Origin of the sequence: Geminicoccus flavidas, assembly GCF_009806515.1 — a bacterium.
Classification (GTDB): domain Bacteria; phylum Pseudomonadota; class Alphaproteobacteria; order Geminicoccales; family Geminicoccaceae; genus Geminicoccus; species Geminicoccus flavidus.
On the sequence record NZ_WUJP01000323.1, the window covers coordinates 1 to 18,147 of the forward strand.

General features: G+C 65.1%; 13 protein-coding genes. 9 read left to right on the top strand and 4 right to left on the bottom strand.

What is annotated here, in order from left to right; genetic code table 11:
• Both EQG76_RS08890 and EQG76_RS33040 read right to left on the bottom strand, forming a co-directional pair.
• A partial coding sequence (locus tag EQG76_RS08890) for a hypothetical protein (RefSeq protein ID WP_159712572.1) occupies positions 1-215 on the bottom strand: 215 nt, incomplete at its 3' end.
• 67 nt (positions 216-282) lie between these two features.
• Complete coding sequence (locus tag EQG76_RS33040; RefSeq protein WP_159712574.1) at positions 283-1,053, bottom strand: TerB family tellurite resistance protein; 771 nt, start codon at positions 1,051-1,053, stop codon at positions 283-285.
• 124 nt (positions 1,054-1,177) lie between these two features.
• Between EQG76_RS33040 and EQG76_RS08900 the strand changes: the two genes are divergently transcribed.
• From EQG76_RS08900 to EQG76_RS08925, 6 genes are all read left to right on the top strand, one after another.
• A complete protein-coding gene (locus tag EQG76_RS08900) occupies positions 1,178-4,825 on the top strand; it encodes a hydantoinase B/oxoprolinase family protein (protein ID WP_159712576.1) in 3,648 nt (1,215 codons plus the stop codon).
• Between the two features lie 523 nt (positions 4,826-5,348).
• A complete protein-coding gene (recQ, locus tag EQG76_RS08905) occupies positions 5,349-7,157 on the top strand; it encodes a DNA helicase RecQ (RefSeq protein ID WP_159712578.1) in 1,809 nt (602 codons plus the stop codon).
• 64 nt (positions 7,158-7,221) lie between these two features.
• Positions 7,222-7,377 carry a hypothetical protein gene (locus tag EQG76_RS08910; protein WP_159712580.1) on the top strand — a complete coding sequence of 52 codons (156 nt, stop codon included), beginning with the start codon at positions 7,222-7,224 and terminating at the stop codon, positions 7,375-7,377.
• A 137-nt stretch (positions 7,378-7,514) separates the two neighbouring features.
• Positions 7,515-8,306, top strand: a complete 792-nt coding sequence (locus EQG76_RS08915; RefSeq protein WP_159712582.1) for an NAD(P)-binding domain-containing protein — start codon at positions 7,515-7,517, stop codon at positions 8,304-8,306.
• A 67-nt stretch (positions 8,307-8,373) separates the two neighbouring features.
• Positions 8,374-9,864, top strand: coding sequence for an amidase (locus tag EQG76_RS08920; RefSeq protein WP_159712584.1), 1,491 nt, complete (start codon positions 8,374-8,376; stop codon positions 9,862-9,864).
• A gap of 258 nt (positions 9,865-10,122) precedes the next feature.
• Entirely contained in the window at positions 10,123-11,643 is a 1,521-nt protein-coding gene (locus tag EQG76_RS08925) for a malonate--CoA ligase (RefSeq protein ID WP_159712586.1), read from the top strand.
• Here EQG76_RS08925 and EQG76_RS08930 read toward each other — a convergent pair.
• The gene (locus EQG76_RS08930; protein ID WP_159712588.1) at positions 11,619-12,449 is read right to left on the bottom strand and encodes a hypothetical protein; all 831 of its coding nucleotides are present in this window, start codon (positions 12,447-12,449) and stop codon (positions 11,619-11,621) included. The two genes, EQG76_RS08925 and EQG76_RS08930, sit on opposite strands and share 25 nt — an antisense overlap.
• 327 nt (positions 12,450-12,776) lie before the next feature.
• On the opposite strand from EQG76_RS08930, the gene EQG76_RS33340 reads away from it, so the two are divergent.
• The 3 genes from EQG76_RS33340 (at position 12,777) to EQG76_RS08945 (ending at position 17,119) form a co-directional block, all read left to right on the top strand.
• Complete coding sequence (locus EQG76_RS33340; RefSeq protein WP_159712590.1) at positions 12,777-13,001, top strand: metallophosphoesterase; 225 nt, start codon at positions 12,777-12,779, stop codon at positions 12,999-13,001.
• The gene (locus EQG76_RS08940) at positions 12,971-15,961 is read left to right on the top strand and encodes an STAND family AAA ATPase (protein ID WP_159712592.1); all 2,991 of its coding nucleotides are present in this window, start codon (positions 12,971-12,973) and stop codon (positions 15,959-15,961) included. The genes EQG76_RS33340 and EQG76_RS08940 overlap by 31 nt, the downstream gene beginning before the upstream one ends.
• Positions 15,962-16,306: 345 nt before the next feature.
• On the top strand, positions 16,307-17,119 hold the full coding sequence (locus tag EQG76_RS08945; protein ID WP_159712594.1) for a nickel-binding protein: 813 nt from the start codon (positions 16,307-16,309) through the stop codon (positions 17,117-17,119).
• Between the two features lie 7 nt (positions 17,120-17,126).
• On the opposite strand, the gene EQG76_RS08950 is transcribed toward EQG76_RS08945, so the two are convergent.
• Positions 17,127-18,147: phospholipase D-like domain-containing protein (locus tag EQG76_RS08950; RefSeq protein ID WP_159712596.1), on the bottom strand; the 1,021-nt coding region annotated here is incomplete at its 5' end.

Here is an 18,147-nt window from a genome sequence, read left to right on the forward strand (position 1 = left end):
GACAGGTCGACTGCGACCACCCGCCGCCCGCCATCGTCCAGCTCGACCACCACCCGAAAGCGGGGCTCTTCCTGGCCATGGAGGCCGACCAGCTCCTCGATCAGGACGGCCCGCACCGCCTGGGCCCGCACCGCCTCGCCATTGGGCAGTACCGCCAGGAGGCAGGGCGCGGCAGGGGCGACGCTGGCGGTGATCGGAGTGAATTCAGCCGACATCTGCGGTTGTATGCTCCCGGGAGTATCGTCCAGGAAATGCCGCAGCGGCGCTGCCACCACAAGGGCTTCAGCGTATCCCGCGCTCGGCTGCGACCCGATCGTATGCCGCATTGATCGCGGCCAGGCGCCGGCTGGCCTTCTCCACGAACTCCGGCGGCAGGCCCTGGGCCACCAGCCGGTCGGGATGGTGCTCGCGCACCAGTGCTCGCCAGGCGAGCTTGATCTCGTCGTTGCTGGCGGTGCGCGACAGGCCCAGCACGGTATAATGGTCGACCATGGCGGCTTCCGGCGGGCGCGGTCGTCTGGGCTCCCAGGAGAACATGTAGCGCGCGCGGATCGCCTCGAACTGGAATGGCCCGAAGCCGAAGATGGCGCCGACCTGGCGCAGGAAGCGCAGCTCGTTCTCGTCGATCGCTGCGTCCGCCACCGCGACCTCGAACAGGCCGCACAGCAGTTCCTCGAGCACGACCCGCTCGGTGCCGAACACCGCGGCCACCTGGCGGGCCGCCGGCTCGAACCCGTCTGGGCTTTGCTTGGCCTCGTTGTAGATGGCGGCCACGTCGCCAACATCGGCGTCCGAGATGTCGAAGATCCGGCGAAACGCCAGGATCTCGTCGCGGTTCACCTGGCCGTCGACCTTGGCGAGCTTGGCCGCCAGCACCACGATCGCCGTGGCGAACGCCACCTGCTTGGTTTCCAGGATTGCGTCCAGGTCGACATAGGCGGGATCGCCCGCGGCCGCTCGCTCCGCCCGCACCTGCCGGCGCTCGCGGCGCCACTGGTCGAAGGCATGGCCGGCGATGCCGCCCAGAACTGCGCCTATCCACTGTCCGATCATGAAGCCGATGGCTACTCCGATGAGCTTGCCCCAGATGGCCGCCGCATCCCGTGAAACTGGTTCACCCCGGTGCGCAGATAGGCAAGCCTCGGCCGTTCGTCTATCCAGCGCGACGTGAACCCGCATGACATCAGCGCGGAGAAGGACCTTGGACGAGCGCCGCTGGCAGTTCTGGATCGATCGTGGCGGCACGTTCACCGACGTGGTCGGCCGGGATCCCGAGGGGCGGCTGCACATCCACAAGGTCCTGAGCGAGAACCCGGAGCGCTACCAGGACGCGGCCCTGCAGGGCATCCGCGACCTGCTGGGCCTGCAACGCGATGCGCCGCTCCCGACGGAGCGGATCGACGCCATCAAGATGGGCACCACGGTCGCGACCAATGCCCTGCTCGAGCGCAAGGGCGTGCCCGTGGTCCTGGCGGTGACCGCCGGCCTGGGCGACGTGCTCCGGATCGGCTACCAGGCCCGCCCGGATATCTTCGCCCGGCACATCGTCCTGCCCGAGCAGCTATACCGGCGGGTTGTCGAGATCGACGAGCGTATGCGCGCCGATGGCACAGTTGAGCGGCCCCTCGACGAGACCCAGGCGCGCGACGGGCTCCAGGCCGCCTATGACGCGGGCTTTCGCGCGGTTGCCATCGTGCTGATGCATGCCTACCGCTATTCCGAGCACGAGCAGGCGCTGGCGCGGATCGCCCGTGAGATCGGCTTCACCCAGATTTCGGTGAGCCACGAGGTCAGTCCGCTCATGAAGATCGTTGGGCGCGGCGACACGACCGTGGTGGACGCCTATCTGTCCCCGATCCTGCAGGACTATGTGCAGCGCGTGGCCTCCCAGACCGGCGACACCCGGCTGATGTTCATGCAGTCCAATGGCGGCCTGGTCGACGCCCATCGCTTCCAGGGCAAGGACGCGATTCTGTCGGGACCTGCCGGCGGCATCGTCGGCGCAGTGGTCACCGGCGAGCTGGCTGGTTTCGGCCGGCTGCTCGGCTTCGACATGGGCGGCACCTCCACCGACGTCACCCACTATGCCGGCCAGTACGAGCGGGTGTTCGATACGGAGGTGGCCGGGGTGCGGATCCGCGCCCCGATGATGCACATCCACACGGTGGCCGCCGGCGGCGGCTCGATCATCGTGTTCGACGGCGCGAAGTTCCGGGTGGGCCCAGAGAGCGCCGGCGCCAATCCCGGCCCGGCCGCGTACCGGCGCGGCGGTCCGCTGACGGTGACGGATGCCAACCTGATGGCCGGCAAGATCCATCCCGATTACTTCCCGGCCGTGTTCGGCCCAAATGGCGACCAGTCGCTCGATGCCGACACGGTGCGGGCGAAGTTCCAGGCGCTGGCCGACGAGGTGCAGGCCGCGACCGGCGTGGCGCGCACGTCTGAGGAGATCGCGCACGGCGCGCTCGCAATCGCCGACGACAACATGGCCAACGCCATCAAGAAGATCTCGATCCAGCGCGGCTACGACATCGCCGGCTACACGCTGAACTGCTTTGGCGGGGCCGGCGCGCAGCATGCCTGCCGGGTGGCCGATCTCCTGGGCGTGTCCTCGGTGCTGATCCACCCGTTCGCCTCCGTGCTGTCCGCCTACGGCATCGGCCTGGCCGACGTGCGGGTGATCCGGCAGCGCGCCCTGGAGCGGCCCCTGGACGAGGAGGCGATGGCGGCACTGCGCTTGGCGAAGGAAGAGCTCGCTGCCGAGGCGCTGGCGGAGCTGGCAGCACAGCGGGTCGACACCGCCACCGCCACAATCGAGAGCCGGGTGCATCTGCGCTATACCGGCACCGATGCGGCTCTCGACGTGGCGTTCGCCGATCTGGCGGACATGGTCCAGGCCTTCGAGCAGGAGCACCGCTCGCGCTACGGCTTCACTGTGGAAGGCCGCGGCCTTGTGGTCGAACAGATCGCGGTCGAGGGCATCGGCCACATGGAGCGGATCGACGAACCGGAGCAGGCGCTGGCCCTGCGCCAGGCGGACGAACCGCTGGTGCCGGTCCGCCACGTCCGCCTGTTCACCACGGAGGCGCCGCACGTGCCCGCCGCCGGATTCGATGCCGCCCTGTACGACCGCGACCGGATGCGTCCGGGCGACCGGGTGCAGGGCCCCGCCCTGGTGGTGACCAGGACCACGACCGTGGTGGTGGAGCCGGGCTGGGAACTGGCCATCACGGCGCGCGAGCATCTAGTGCTGCGGCGCATCGTGAAGCTGCCGCGCCAGGCCGCGGTCGGCACCGATTCCGACCCAATCATGCTGGAGATCTTCAACAATCTGTTCATGACCATCGCCGAGCAGATGGGCTTCACCCTGCAGAACACCGCCTATTCGGTGAACGTGAAGGAACGGCTCGACTTCTCCTGCGCCCTGTTCGACGCCGATGGCGGGCTGATCGCCAATGCGCCGCACATGCCGGTCCATCTGGGCTCGATGGGCGAGAGCGTGCAGACCATCCTGCGCCTGCGTAAGCACGAGATGGGGCCGGGCGACGTCTATGCGCTGAACAACCCCTATAATGGCGGCACCCACCTGCCGGACGTCACGGTGGTGATGCCGGTGTTCGGCGCGGACGGGCAGCTCCTGTTCTTCACCGCGGCCCGTGCCCACCATGCCGATGTCGGCGGGATCACGCCGGGCTCGATGCCGCCGGACAGCACCCATATCGACCAGGAGGGCGTGCTGTTCGACAACGTCCAGATCGTGGCCAAGGGCCGCTTCCTGGACGAGGAGGTCCGCGCGGTGTTCGCCAGCGGGCCTCATCCGGTGCGCAACATGACCCAGTCGGTGGCCGACCTGCTGGCCCAGGTGGCATCCTGCCAACGCGGCGCCAACGAGCTGCACGCCATGGTGGCACAGTTCGGGCTGGACGTGGTCCAGGCCTATATGGGCCATGTCCAGGACAATGCCGAGGAGAGCGTGCGCCGGGTCCTGGACGTGCTGACCGACGGGCATTTCCGCTACGAGCACGACAACGGCACCGCGGTCGAGGTCCGGATCTCGATCGATAAGGCTGCCCGCACCGCCCATGTCGACTTTACTGGCACCAGTCCGCAGCAGCCGAACAACTTCAACGCCCCGGCAGCGGTGACCCGGGCCGCGGTCCTCTACGTGTTCCGCACGCTGGTGGACGAGAACATCCCGATGAACGAGGGCTGCCTGAAGCCGATCCGGATCACCATCCCGGAAGGCACCATCGTCAACGCCCGCTATCCCGCCGCGGTCTGCGCCGGCAATGTCGAGACCAGCCAGTGGGTGACCGACACGCTCTATGGCGCGCTGGGCGTGCTGGCGGCAGCCCAGGGGACGATGAACAACTTCACCTACGGCAACGCCAAATATCAGTATTATGAGACGATCTGCGGCGGCTCGGGCGCAGGCGAGGGCTTCGACGGCACGGCCGCGGTGCACACCCACATGACCAACTCGCGGCTGACCGACCCCGAGGTCCTGGAGCACCGCTACCCCGTGCTCCTGGAAAGCCACCGGATCAACCGGGGCTCCGGCGGCCAGGGCCGCTGGCGGGGTGGCGACGGCACGATCCGGCGCACCCGCTTTTTGGAGCCGATGACGGCGGCGATCCTGTCCAACCATCGGCGCATTCCGCCCTTCGGCCTCCATGGCGGCGGTCCCGGCTCGGTCGGCGATCAGTGGATCGAGCACCCCGACGGGCGGGTCGAGAAGCTGAGGGCCGCCGACAAGCGCGAGATGGCGGCCGGCGCGATCTTCGCCGTCCAGACCCCGGCCGGCGGCGGCTTCGGCAAGCCGTAGGAGCGCGGGCCCGGTTCATGCTATCACTGGTCCCCTTGCGCCCTTGCGCCGATGGCAGCCGCACCGCGTGGACGACGAATCGAGAAATGCACGAACGAACCCGAAAAGTGCACTGGATGGGCGAACCAGACCCGAGCCCGAACCGCACCGGCCTCATCCGCGTCACCCCGCGGCTCGAGCGGGGGATCAACGGCCCAGCGCGTGCCAAGGTAGATCCCCCGCCTGCGCGGGGGATGACCTGGAGAGGGCGGGCGCTTTTCGGGTTCCGGCACGCGCATCTGCACGAACGAACCCGAGCAGCCCATCTGACCGACAAGACGAACCCGGGTCCCGTGTGCCCCACCTCCGCCATCCCCCGGCTTGACCGGGGGGTCAGCGATCGGTCGCCTGGCGGGGTGGAACCTCCGCCGGCGCAGGAGATGACCTGGAGAGAGCGGGTGCTTCCCGGCTCTCGTCACGCACAACCGCACGAACGAACCCGAGAGACCCGAGCTTGCTGCGGCACCTGGCCCGCTGGATGTGCATGAGCGAGGCATCGCGTCCGGAGCAGGTCCTCCACGACGTCTTCGGCTATCCGGGCTTTCGCGGCCGGCAGGCGGAGATCGTGCACCACGTCCTGGCGGGCGGCGACGCGTTGGTCCTGATGCCGACCGGCGGCGGCAAGTCGCTGTGCTACCAGGTGCCAGCACTCTGCCTGGACGGGCTGACCCTGGTGGTCTCGCCCCTGGTGGCGCTGATGCGCGACCAGGTGGAGGCGCTGCGCCAGTTGGGCGTGGCCGCGGCCGCCCTCCATTCCGGCGTGCCGCTGCCTGAGCGGCGGGCACTGGAGCGGCAACTCGACCGCGGCGAGATCCGTCTGCTCTATGTGGCACCCGAGCGCTTCCAGGCGGACGGCTTTCTCGACCGACTGGCCCAGTGGCGCCCGGTCCTGTTCGCCATCGACGAGGCCCACTGCGTCAGCCAGTGGGGCCACGACTTCCGCCCAGACTATCTGGCACTCTCGGTGCTGCACCGGCGCTTTCCTGGCGTGCCGCGGATCGCCCTTACCGCGACCGCCGACCGGCGCACCGAGGAAGAGATCGTGGCCCGGCTGGACCTGGGCTCCGGCCGGATCTTCCGCTCCAGCTTCGACCGGCCGAACATCCATCTGAGCGTCACGATCAAGGACAATCCGCGCCGCCAGTTGCTGGAGATGATCCGCGCCCGCCATCCTGGCCGGAGCGGCATCGTCTACTGCCAGTCGCGCGCCAAGGTCGACGACTTGGCGAGCTGGCTCACCGCGCAGGGTGTGACGGCGCTGGCCTATCATGCCGGGCTGGAGGGGGACGAGCGCGCCCGGCGTCAGGACCGCTTCCTGGCCGAGGACGGGCTGGTCATGGTCGCGACCATCGCGTTCGGCATGGGCATCGACAAGCCGGACGTCCGCTTCGTCGCCCATGTCGACCTGCCCAAGAGCTTCGAGGCCTATTACCAGGAGATCGGCCGCGCCGGCCGCGACGGCGATTCGGCCCATGCCTGGATGGCCTATGGCATGGACGATGTGGCCCGCACCTTCGTCCAGATCCGCAACGGCGAGGGCGACGATGCTAAGAAGCGCTCCGACCGGCACAAGCTCGGCAGCCTCTTGGGATACTGCGAGACCACCCGCTGCCGGCGCCAAGTGCTGCTGGGTTATTTCGGCGAGGAGTTGAAAGATCCCTGCGGCAACTGCGACGTCTGCATGGTCCCGGTAGAGAGCTATGACGGCACCGAGCAGGCGCAGATGGCGCTCTCGGCGATCTTCAGGACCGGCCAGCGCTTCGGTGCCGGCCACGTGATCGACGTGCTGGTGGGCAACCGGACCGAGCGGGTGACCCAGCTCGGGCACGACCGGCTCTCGGTCTTCGGCATCGGCAAGGCCCTGTCCGCGTCCCGCTGGCGCTCGGTGCTGCGCCAGCTCGCGGCCCTGGAGCTCGTGGTGGTCGACGTGGACGGCCATGGCGGCCTGCAGCTGGCCGACACGGTCCGCCCGGTGCTCAAGGGCGAGCAGCGGGTATCGCTCCGGGTCGACCCGACCCGGGCCCGCGCCAGGAGCGACCGGCCGCGCGACGAGCACCCGCTCAGTGGTGCCGCGGAGGACGTGTTCTCGGCCCTGCGCCGCTGGCGGCTGGCCGAGGCGCGCGGCCAGGGCGTGCCGCCCTATGTCATCTTCCACGACGCCACGCTCGCCGCCATCGCACGTGCCAGGCCGACGAGCCTGGGCCAGCTGGCCGGCATCCCGGGCGTGGGTGCCAGCAAGCTCGAGCGCTACGGCGAGGGCGTGCTCGGCGTGCTTGCGGAAAATCCGGCATGAACCCTGGTCGCCCGCTTCGGCCGGTGCCAGTTTCCTCGGGTATCGGCGACTGTGGAGAACCATCATGCGTCTGGTTGCTTTGATGCTCACCGCACTCTTCCTCTCCGCGACCGCGCTGCCGGCGCTGGCGGACTGCGCCTTCCACGAGGACGTCGCCAGGTCCGAGAGTGGCAACAGCCAGTCCGGCCAGAGCAAGCTGCCGGCCGAACAGAGCAGCTGATCGTCCTGATGAACTGACCTTGCGGCCGGCACGCAGGCCGGCCGTTTTCTTGCGCCTCTTGTCGCAGCGACGGTGCCACGCCTTCCGCTGGACATGACCGGGCGGGTAGCTCGACGTGACGACACCGGGAGGTTCAGGTGGTGCTTGCAGTCGGGCTGGTTGGCGATGCGCATGGGATCGGGGCGGCTTTGCTGCGCGCCGGGACCACCATGCTGGCCAGGTCCGACCTACCGGGCGAGCCGCCGGCCACCAAGGGCGCCACCCTGATCCAGGGCGAGCGTAGCTTCTTCGAGCAGCTGGAATTCCCCCGCCGCATCGTGCTGGACCTGCTGCCGGGTGAGCAGGTCGACCAGGTGCTGGAGGCGGTCTATCCCTGGCTGGAGCCGGGCGACGTCGTGCTCGACTTCTCCGGCAGCTACTGGGTCGACACGCTCCGGCGCTTCCGGCGGATGCGGCACCGCTCGATCTACCATGTCGACCTGGCGCTGGTCGGCCAGACCGGGGCGCGGCACGTCCTGGTGGCCGGCGATGCGGAAGGGGTGGCGCTGGCGCTGCCGGTGGCCGAGCAGCTGGTGCCGGCCAGGCGGGTGGTGCGCGCCGGACATGCCGGGACGGCCCATTATGCCCGGGCACTCGGCGATGCGGTGGCGAGCGTGGCCAGCCAGTTGCGGGGCGAACTGCGCCAGATGCTGGAGGCGCTGCCGCTTGATCAGGACGTGGGCGGGATCCTGACCGCGCTGCTGCCGGCCAGGCCCCCCTCGGACGGGCGGGCGCCGTGGGTGCTGGACGATGCGGTGCGGCTGGAGGCGGCCACCCCGCTCCTGGCCCAGGCGATCATGCTGGACCGGGCCGAGCAGCTGGAGCAGCACGTGACGCCGGTGTCGCTGACCCGGGTCGGGCCCTACCAGGACCCCGAGGAGATCCTCTGACTTTCCGGTTGCCGGCTGCGCCGCCGCCTGCCAGTCGTTGGGCAAACCAACGATCGGGGTGGTGTAGATGGCGCGGCTGGCGGACGAACTGGCATATCAGGGGGTGGCGGAGATCGCCGGGCGGATCCGGCGGAAAGAGCTGTCGCCGCTCGAGGTGATCGACGCGTTCCTCCAGCGGATCGAGGAGCGCAATCCTTCCATCAACGCGTTGACCTTCGTCGACGCGGAGGGGGCCAGGGCCGCGGCCAGGGAGGCCGAGCGGCGGGTCATGGCCGGGGACGAGCTGGGGCCGCTGCATGGCGTGCCCGGGGTCCTGAAGGATCTTTTCGACTTCAAGCCGGGCTGGCCGGCGACGCTGGGCGGGGTCCGGGCGCTGAAGGATTTCCGGCCGGATCTCACCTGTGTGTTCGCCGAGCGGGTCGAGGCGGCAGGGGCCATCCTGCTGGGCAAGGCCAACAGCCCGACCTTCGGGTTCCGCGGCACGTGCGACAACTATTTGTTCGGACCGTCCCGCAACCCTTTCAATCCAGAGCATAACACAGGCGGGTCGTCCGGGGGAAGTGCCGGGGCGGTGGCGGACGGGCTGGTGCCGTTCGCGGAAGGCACGGACGGCGGCGGGTCGATCCGGATCCCGGCGTCCTGGTGCGGCATCTACGGGCTCAAGCAGTCGTTCGGCCGGGTACCGGTGGTGACCAGGCCGAATGCGTTTCCCGGGACCGCGCCCTTCATCTTCGAGGGGCCGCTTACCCGCAACGTCCAGGACGCGGCGCTGCTGCTCACCGTGCTGAACGGCCCGGACCCGCGCGACCCGCTCTGTCTGCCCGAGAAGCTGGACTTCACCGACGCACCGAACCGCTCGATCAAGGGCATGCGCATCGCCTGGAGCCCTGACCTCGACGTCTATCCGGTCGACCCGCAGGTGGCCGAGGTGGTCGAGCGCGCGGTGAAGCGGTTCGAGGAGGCGGGGGCGATCGTCGAGCCGGTCCGGCTCGGCATCAAGCACGGCCATTACGAGCTGGGCGAGCTCTGGTGCCGGATGATCGCGTCGCTGAACGTGGGTGCCGTGGAGGTGTTCAAGCAGTTCGGCATCGACTTCACCGGGGCTCAGGCCGAGGACCTGCCGCCGCCGCTGCGGGGCTGGATCAAGAAGGGCTACGAGCTCACTGCCGTGGAGCTGGCGCGCGACCAGGCGGTGCGCACCGAGATCTTCGACGCCATCCAGGGGGTGATGGAGCGCTACGACTTCCTGGTGAGCCCGACGCTCGCCTGCACCGCCGTGCCGAACGCCGCGGACGGGGAGACGCTCGGGCCGGAGGAGATCAACGGCCAGAAGGTCGAGCGGCTGATCGGCTGGTGCATGACCTATTTCGCCAACTTCACCGGCCACCCGGCCGCCTCGGTCCCGGCGGGCCTGGCGCAGAACGGGCTGCCGGTTGGCATGCAGATCCTGGGCCGGCGCCATGCCGATGCCGACGTGCTGGCGGCGAGCGCTGCGTTCGAGCGGCTGCAGCCATGGGCGGACAGCTATCGGATCCCGGCGGGGCGGCCAATCGGCTGACGCTGTCATCCCCCGGCTGGCCCGGGGGAGCGACCGCACTGTGCCGGACCGGGCGGCCCGGGGCATGATGCCGTCGTGCGGCGGTTGATCCCCCGCCTTCGCGGGGGATGACCGAAAAGAGGTGGGGATGATGGGCGAGGGCCGGTGGCCGGCAAGCGGTGGCGGTGCGACGCTGCCGCCGGCCGTGCGGTGCAACGACGGCGGCCAGCGGCGGTTGAGAGAGGCCGGGTTGATGATGCAGCGGCGGGGAGCGCCTTCTTGAGCAACCATCTGTTCGACCAGTTCCGTACCGCGATGCCGGGGAGCGGGCCGGAGGGCGTGCTGATCGAGACGCCGGACGGGCCGGTGCTCAGCTATGACGGCATGCTGGACATGAGCGGGCGGCTCGCCAACCTCCTGGTCGAGGAGGGGGTGGAGCCGGGCGACCGGGTGGCCGTGCAGGTGGAGAAGTCGGTCGAGGCGCTGCTGCTCTACTTGGCCTGCGTGCGGGCGGGAGCGGCGTTCCTGCCGCTCAACCCGGCCTATACCGATGTCGAGCTGGAATACTTCCTCCAGGATGCCGAGCCCAAGCTGGTGGTGACCGACCCTGGCCGGGTGAAGGGGGTGGTGGACCTCGCCTATGCGGTAAAGGCGACGCTGCTGACGCTGGGAACCGACGGACAGGGCAGCCTGATGGCCGGGGCCGCGGAGCAGGTGCCGGAGTTCGAGGACGTGGCGCGCGGGCCGGACGACCTGGCGGCGATCCTCTATACCTCGGGCACCACCGGGCGCTCCAAGGGGGCGATGCTCAGCCACGAGAACCTGGCGTCCAATGCAAGGGTGCTGGTCGAGGCCTGGCGGTTCACACCCGACGACGTGCTGATCCATGCCCTGCCGATCTTCCATACCCACGGCCTGTTCGTCGCCACCAACACGGTGCTGAGCGCCGGGGCGTCCATGCTGTTCCTGCCCAGGTTCGACGCGGCGGCGGTGGTCCGCGCCATGGGCAGGGGCACGGTCATGATGGGGGTGCCGACCTATTATGTCCGCCTGCTCCAGGAGCCGGGGCTGACCCGGGAGGCAGCAGCGGGGATGCGGCTGTTCGTGTCGGGCTCGGCACCGCTGCTGGCCGAGACGCATCGCGTATTCCAGGAGCGCACCGGGCACGCCATCCTGGAGCGCTACGGGATGACCGAGACCAACATGAACACCTCCAACCCGTATGACGGGCCGCGCATCCCGGGCACGGTGGGGCCGGCCTTGCCGGGGGTGGAGCTGCGGATCGTCGATCAGGAGAGCGGGCGGCCCGTGCGGGACGGCGAGATCGGGATGATCGAGGTCAAAGGCCCGAACGTGTTCAAAGGCTACTGGCGGATGCCGGAGAAGACCAAGGCCGAGTTCCGGGAGGACGGGTTCTTCATCACGGGCGACCTCGGGCTGATCGACGGGCACGGCCATGTCCAGATCGTGGGGCGGGGCAAGGACCTGGTGATCTCGGGCGGGTTCAACGTCTATCCCAAGGAGGTCGAGGCCGAGCTGGACCGGCTGGACGGGGTGATCGAGAGTGCCGTGATCGGCGTGCCGCACCCGGACTTCGGCGAGGGCGTGGTGGCGGTGCTCGCGGTCGAAGAGGACCACAAGCTCACCGAGGACGTGGTGATCGCGGCGCTGGCGCAGCGTCTGGCGCGCTACAAGCTGCCCAAGCGGGTGCGGTTCGTGGCCGAGCTGCCGCGCAACACGATGGGCAAGGTGCAGAAGAACCGGCTGCGCGAGGACTACAAGTCGCTGTTCTCGGCCTGATCCCGGTTGCGGGCATGCTCGGCCGCCCAGGCCTTGGCCTTGTGGAACAGCCATTCACGGGCGAGCTCGGGTTCGTTCGTGCAGATTTCCGCGATCGCGGCGGCGTTCTCGCCGGGGCGGCGGGTCGGGCGCTGCCTGGGCGGACCGGCCTCCGGGGCCGGGCGGGCGGCGGGGGCCGGGCCTGGGTCGTTGGCGGGCTCGGGCTGGCCCAGGCCCGGCATGGTGACCGGGTTGGCGCTCTCGGGCTCGGCGGCCTGGTGCTCCAGGGCGGACTGGAGGGAAGCCGGCAGGTCGCTGGTGACGAACAGGGCACCGTCGTCGGGGTCGGCCTGGCCCTGGCGGAGCTGCTGGAGCTGTCGGAAGGCGCGGCCATAGGCCTGCTGGGCCTGACTCAGATAGCGCAGGATCGTGTCGAGGGCCGGGTGGCGGTTCTTGCCGTCCTGGGCCATGAGCTCCAGCCGGTCCGGGCTGTCGCGCCGGCGGCGTCTGCCGTCCGGCGGGCTCTGCCAGTAGCTGGCCTCCAGCCGCTCGGCCCGCTCGCAGCGCCAGAGTGCGGCGACCATCCGGGCGCACAGGGCGGCTTCCAGCGGCGAGGCCGGGCGGAACTGGTCATGGACGGAATCCTGCAGCTCGCGGAAGCGGCCGGCGTCCTCATCGGGCAGAGGGCAGGTCTCGGCGGAGCGCAGGCCGTAGGTGCGGGCGTTCAGGGCGGCGCGGGCCCTGCCGGCGGAGGTGATGGGGCCGTGGCTGCGGCGGCCGTTGCGGCGGGAGGCTTCGATCTGGGCGAGGGTGGAAATGCGCGGCATGTCGAAACTCGCGAGTGGCAGCGGTCACGCACTTCTATCATAGGACGAGACACCTAGTACACTGTGATGAAATCCTACTCCGTCGACTGCCGCAGTGCCTCAAAGGCATCACACTTAGTGCCGGAAAATCCCGAAATAGCTCATAGACTGGATTCAACTCGTCAATCAGAATAGCATGCCTCCGAAACAACAACATCAAGATCCTAGTCTGAGGTGCCGCAACAAGAAAGTTCAACAAAAGCGGTTGAGTAGTTACCTGAAGCGAATACATCGAGTCATGCAGCTAAACATGCGACAGCATGACTCACATTACTTGAGTGACAGGGTATGGCTGACGTAATCAACATCCTTCATCTGACAGACCTCCATTACACAGAGTCTTGGAGGCACGATCAGGAGGTTGTGATATCTGCATTTTTTGAAGATGTGCGAAGACTCCGCAAAAATGGGCTAAAACCGGATTTTATCGTATTCTCTGGGGATTTGTTAACCGACCAGATGAGAAAGAAGCATACTATGAGATGTTCTACAAGGTTATGCAGCCCCTTCTAGAAATCACTCAGTGCCACGAGTCGCGCGTAATTGTGACGCCGGGAAACCATGATGCGCATAGATCGTGCATGGTTAAAGAAAAGTACCGATTTGATGGCTTACTAAACAGTATAAACAATAGGAACGCACTAAATGCAATCTATTTGTCCGGTCAGTTAAGGGATGTAATTAAATCGAAGTTTGTTGGCTACTTTCAAATGCGAGATCTTCTCGTTCGACCCAACGTTGCGTTGGAAGATGAGATCATATCAGTTTATGCGTACAACGATCTCGGGATCTCATTTGTTGAGTTGAACAGCGCTTGGATGACCTATTGCGGAATGGATGGTATCCGTGATGAGAGGCGTCTTGCGATTCCAGAAGCTGCAGTAAACCGTGCGCTTGCTGCGGTACCGTCCGGTCACGCATCAATACTGGTGACACATCATCCTGCGAACTGGTTGATGGAACACAACGAATCAGACCTTAGAGACAGTATCGATGGTAAGATTTCCATGATGCTGTTCGGGCACATGCACGAAAGCCGCCCCAGCCACGCCGGTACATTTAAAGGAAGTTGCTTCATTAATCAGGGAGGGGCATTATACGCGGGTCGTGAATCTTATATCGGGTATTCAGTAATTCGCTTTCATCCTACATTGGGACATGTCGAGGCTAAGTATAGATCTTACTTTGACCATAGACGTGAGTTTGACGCAGCAATTGACCTCGTAGATCAGGGAGCAATCTATTCTAGTGATCAATCAAGAGAGTATTTCCGCAGCGCTGCATGTGAAGTATCTCTTGAAGAGTGTCGGAGGTGGGTTGGGGCAGAAGTTAAAAATAGGTTTGAAGAAGAATTCAATGAGGGGCTGACCGAACGGCCTGTATGTGATATTTTTGTCCCTCCTCCGCTGCTTAAGATTATGCCGCTTGAGTACAAGGAGGACCCAATTATAGCGGAAAAGGAAGAGGAGCGAATTTCATACAATGATGTCGTGTCTAAAAAGATTAATTACATTATCTCTGGAAGTCCTGAGTTTGGCAAGACAACCCTGTTGCAGCAACTGGCTTTGTCCATCATCGCTGCATGCGATGATGAACAAGTGCTGCCTGTTGTTGTAAATTTTTCGCACATCAAGCGGCGCCCAAACTCGATCGAAGGGCTCATTCGTGAAGCTCTGCCTGAATTTCCCAATGAAGTTAAGCTGCGCAATATTATTCAGAGTGGACTGCTTGTTCTTCTTGTGGATGATGTAATATTTGACGATGTGGTTCGATTTGGCGTCCTAAGAGACTTTATTAATAACTATTCCAACAATAGATATGTTATATCTACTTTGGCTGGAAGAAACGACTGGTATAGAATGCCAGTAGACATTGGCGTGACAGTGCGTTTTGAGCGACTTGGCATCGACTCATTTCGTAGACGCGATGTGCGGACTCTCGTTGAGAAGTGGGATTGCAACCAACGTTTAGACCAGAATAAGATTCTTGAGCGTCTCATAAAAGAAATGAAGGGAATTAATGTTCCGATAACTGCAGTCAACGGAACAATTCTTCTTAGTATATATGAAAACAATTCAGATTTTACTCCAATTAATCGCGCTGTGCTAATCGAGCAGTTCGTAGAGTTGCTTCTCGAAAAACACAAGCCTGAACAAATTGAACGAAGATCATTCGATTTTACCAACCGAATGCACCTGTTGTCATCTATTGTTGAGTTTATGTGCAATAATAATTCATATGTTTTAAGGGGGAGCGAGATACATGATTTGATTGACGGATATATGAATAGATATGGTTTTGCATACAAACCTGAAGCAATACTGAGTGAATTTATTCAAGCTAGAATTTTAGTGCGGCGAGACGGTGATGAAGTCTGCTTCCGGTACAGGGCGTTTTTAGAGTTTTTCATTGCGCGCCGGATGCGCGATAGCGTTTCGTTTAGACAATGGGTTCTGAATGAAGATAGGTACATGAGTTTTGTGAATGAAATTCAGTACTACGCAGGAATAGTGCGTGAAGACGACCAGCTCATTAATATGATTGGTGAGCGTTTTGATAAAATAAGGAACGAACTGTTTGTGGAGTTGGGCCACAAGCCGGATCTACATGCTATCGATAAGTTTGAACTTCCTGCCCGAGACGACACGTCCGAAGCTTTGCTTGAGTCCGTCGAGAGGCAGATTAATGCCCCTCCGCTCGATCAGAACGAACTAGACGAGATTCTTGAGGCTGATCTGCCAAAGGATGTCGAGGGGCGTCAGGAGGTGTTTCGGCCGGATCCGAGCGACAACGCCGGTAAGTGGTTTACTTGTCTGACGATCTACTCGAGCGTACTCCGAAATTCGGAACTCGTTGGAGATGATTGCAAACGCTATCATCTTGCAAAAGTATTGGAAGGTTGGGCTGAACTGTTGGTCGCCTCATTGTGGGCGGTCCCGGCGTTGGCGCGAACCCGGATGATGCGGGTGAACGGCGTCCAGTACCGAGTAGTAGCGCCAGCACACTTTTCAGAGGGGCAAGTAGCGCGAACTATCTATTGTGACTTCCCGAATGCGATTAGCAAACTGCTCTGGCAGTCTGTAGGTACGGAGAAGCTTGAACGTCAGTTAACGGAGCCCAGACTCTCGGAGAGCGGAGAGGCGAAGCTTGTACAGTTTTTTAGACATGCATTGTGCATGGATCTCCGCCTGGGGGCGTGGGCAAGTCGTTTCGAGGGTTTCTGCCGCGATATTCAAAGCCATAGGTATCTTTTGGAAGCAAGTATTTGGAAAGCAAATGAAGTGTATTCTCTTGGAGTTCTCGCCGACTCATCACGTATTAGGCTTCGTAACGCGATCGCCGGAGGAATTGGAATGCTTCGCTCTGGAGGATCAAGAGAAAAGCAACAGATGATTGTAGCTAAACAGGTCCACCGTCTGACAGTTCGTGATTTAGTGCGAAGGTTGCGGGTGCGTGACGAGCATCAGGGATAAATGGATGTGTGCAGATTGCGTATCTTCATCAACAAATAGCTGATCACGACTCAGATGAGCCAGCGCGCGTGGCTGGCTGCCGGCTGTTGTGGTTGGGTACGTGCGCTGTGGGAGCCTCACTCTTGCATGATGAGGAGCCCGTTCTCAGAGAGGAACAGGTGATACCAATTTTTGGGTCGGCTTCGTCCGCGAGGATGGCAAATGCCGGCCACTGGGTGCGGATGCTCAAGGACCAGACCCATTTTACAGGCGGCGAGCACCGAGTGCTCGGCTTCGCCCCCGTTTCTCCCCGCCTGTGCCGGCATGATGGTACTTTAGCTCCCAGATCCCGACCGGGAGCAGGCCATGCCGATCTTCCTGGACCGCCACGATCTCAGCGGACTCACCGCCGCCGACATTGCCGAGGCGCATCGCAAGGATCTGGAAGCCGGGGGGCGCTATGGCGTTCGCTTCTTGACCTACTGGTTCGACGAGGCGCGGGGGAGCGGGTTCTGCCTGATCGAGGCGCCGGACCGGGCGACGGCGATGCGGGTCCATGACGAGACGCATGGCAACGTCGCCTGCGAAGTGCTCGAGGTGGACCTGTCGGCGGTGGAGGCGTTCCTGGGGCGGGTGAGCGATCCGGGGCCGGCGGGGAGCGGGGCGTGCGTGCCGGTGGGCGGGGCGCTCAGGGCGATCATGTTCACCGACATCGTGGCTTCGACCGCGATGACGGTGCGGCTGGGCGACGCGCGGGCGGTCGAGATGGTGCGGGCGCATGACGCGCTGGTGCGCCGGGCGCTGAAGGACCAGGGGGGACGGGAGGTCAAGCACACCGGCGACGGGATCATGGCGTCGTTCGACGAGGCGGCGGCGGCGGTGGCGTGCGCGCGGGCGATCCAGCTGGCGTTCGATGCGTTCAACCTGGCGAGCCGGGAGCAGTTGCGGGTGCGGATCGGGATCGACCTGGGCGAGCCGCTGGCGGACAGCAACGACCTGTTCGGGACGACGGTGCAGACGGCGGCGCGGCTGTGCAAGGCGGCGGAGCCGGATGCGGTGCTGGTGTCGGGGGCGGTGCGCGATGCGGCGGGCGGCGGGGCCGACTTCAGGGCGCTGGGGGAGCGGCGGCTGAAGGGGCTGGTGGGGCCGGTGGCGGTGTTCGAGCTGGCCTGCCGGTGACGGGCGGTCAGAGCTGGGACTGGACCGGGAGGTAGCTGATCACGGTGGAGATCAGCCGGCGCGACAGGCCGGCGGCGGGCTCGCGGGGCTGGGTGCGGGGGCCGTTGGGGCCGCGGTCCTGCCAGCGCAGGCGGCCGTCCTCGGCAAGGGCCAGGCGGTAGCTTTTGTGCGGGTGGGTCTCGTCGGCGAAGATGGCGCGGACCTGGGCCACCAGGTCCGGCTGCTCGAACACCACGCCCATCTCGCAGTTGAGGGAGACGGAGCGCGGGTCGAAGTTCATCGAGCCGATGAAGCCGGCATGATCGTCCACGGTGAAGGACTTGGTATGCAGGCTGGCGCTGCTGGAGCCGAACAGCGAGATGACGCCGCGGTGCTTGTAGGGCTTCAGCTCGAACAGGGCGATGCCGGCGCGCAGCAGGGGATAGCGGCAGCGGATATAGGCGCCGTGGACGGCGGCGACGTCGGTGGCGGCCAGCGAGTTGGTCAGGATGGCGACGCCGACACCGCGCTCGGCCATGCCGGTGAGCTCGCGGGTGAACGCGTCGCCGGGGATGAAGTAGGGGGAGATGATCTCCAGGTGGCTCTTCGCCGAGAGGAGGAGGGGGCGCAGCGCCCAGATCAGCCAGTTCTTCTGGCCGTTGCCCTCGGCCTTTTCCGGCGGGTCCCAGACGATCCTGGCCCGCTGGCTCCAGTGGAGCCGGGCGCGGTGGTGGATCAGCGTCTCGACCGAGGCGCGCTCGGCGACCCGGGCCAGATAGGGGCGCACGCGCTCGTCCTGGTGCAGGCTCTCCAGGTGGCGGCGCAGGCGGGGCAGGTGGGAGGCGCGGCGCGTGGCCAGGCGCAGGAGCGGGATGGTGGCGGCGCTGTTCCAGTAGGCGTCGAACACGCGCTCGGTCTGCTGCACGGCGCGGCCCAAGAGGAGCAGATCGAGGTCGCGGAAATTGGCGGGCGAGCCGGCACCGAAATAGGCGTCGCCGATGTTGCGGCCGCCCACGATCGCGACCCGGCCATCCGCGATCCAGGCCTTG

Coding starts and splice junctions, on each gene's coding strand:
- EQG76_RS08920 (WP_159712584.1), top strand. CDS start 8,374: ATGGCGCGGCTGGCGGACGAACTGGCATATCAGGGGGTGGCGGAGATC.
- recQ (WP_159712578.1), top strand. CDS start 5,349: ATGAGCGAGGCATCGCGTCCGGAGCAGGTCCTCCACGACGTCTTCGGC.
- EQG76_RS08945 (WP_159712594.1), top strand. CDS start 16,307: ATGCCGATCTTCCTGGACCGCCACGATCTCAGCGGACTCACCGCCGCC.
- EQG76_RS08940 (WP_159712592.1), top strand. CDS start 12,971: ATGTTCTACAAGGTTATGCAGCCCCTTCTAGAAATCACTCAGTGCCAC.
- EQG76_RS08910 (WP_159712580.1), top strand. CDS start 7,222: ATGCGTCTGGTTGCTTTGATGCTCACCGCACTCTTCCTCTCCGCGACC.
- EQG76_RS08900 (WP_159712576.1), top strand. CDS start 1,178: ATGACATCAGCGCGGAGAAGGACCTTGGACGAGCGCCGCTGGCAGTTC.
- EQG76_RS08930 (WP_159712588.1), bottom strand. CDS start 12,449: ATGCCGCGCATTTCCACCCTCGCCCAGATCGAAGCCTCCCGCCGCAAC.
- EQG76_RS33040 (WP_159712574.1), bottom strand. CDS start 1,053: ATGATCGGACAGTGGATAGGCGCAGTTCTGGGCGGCATCGCCGGCCAT.
- EQG76_RS33340 (WP_159712590.1), top strand. CDS start 12,777: ATGGCTGACGTAATCAACATCCTTCATCTGACAGACCTCCATTACACA.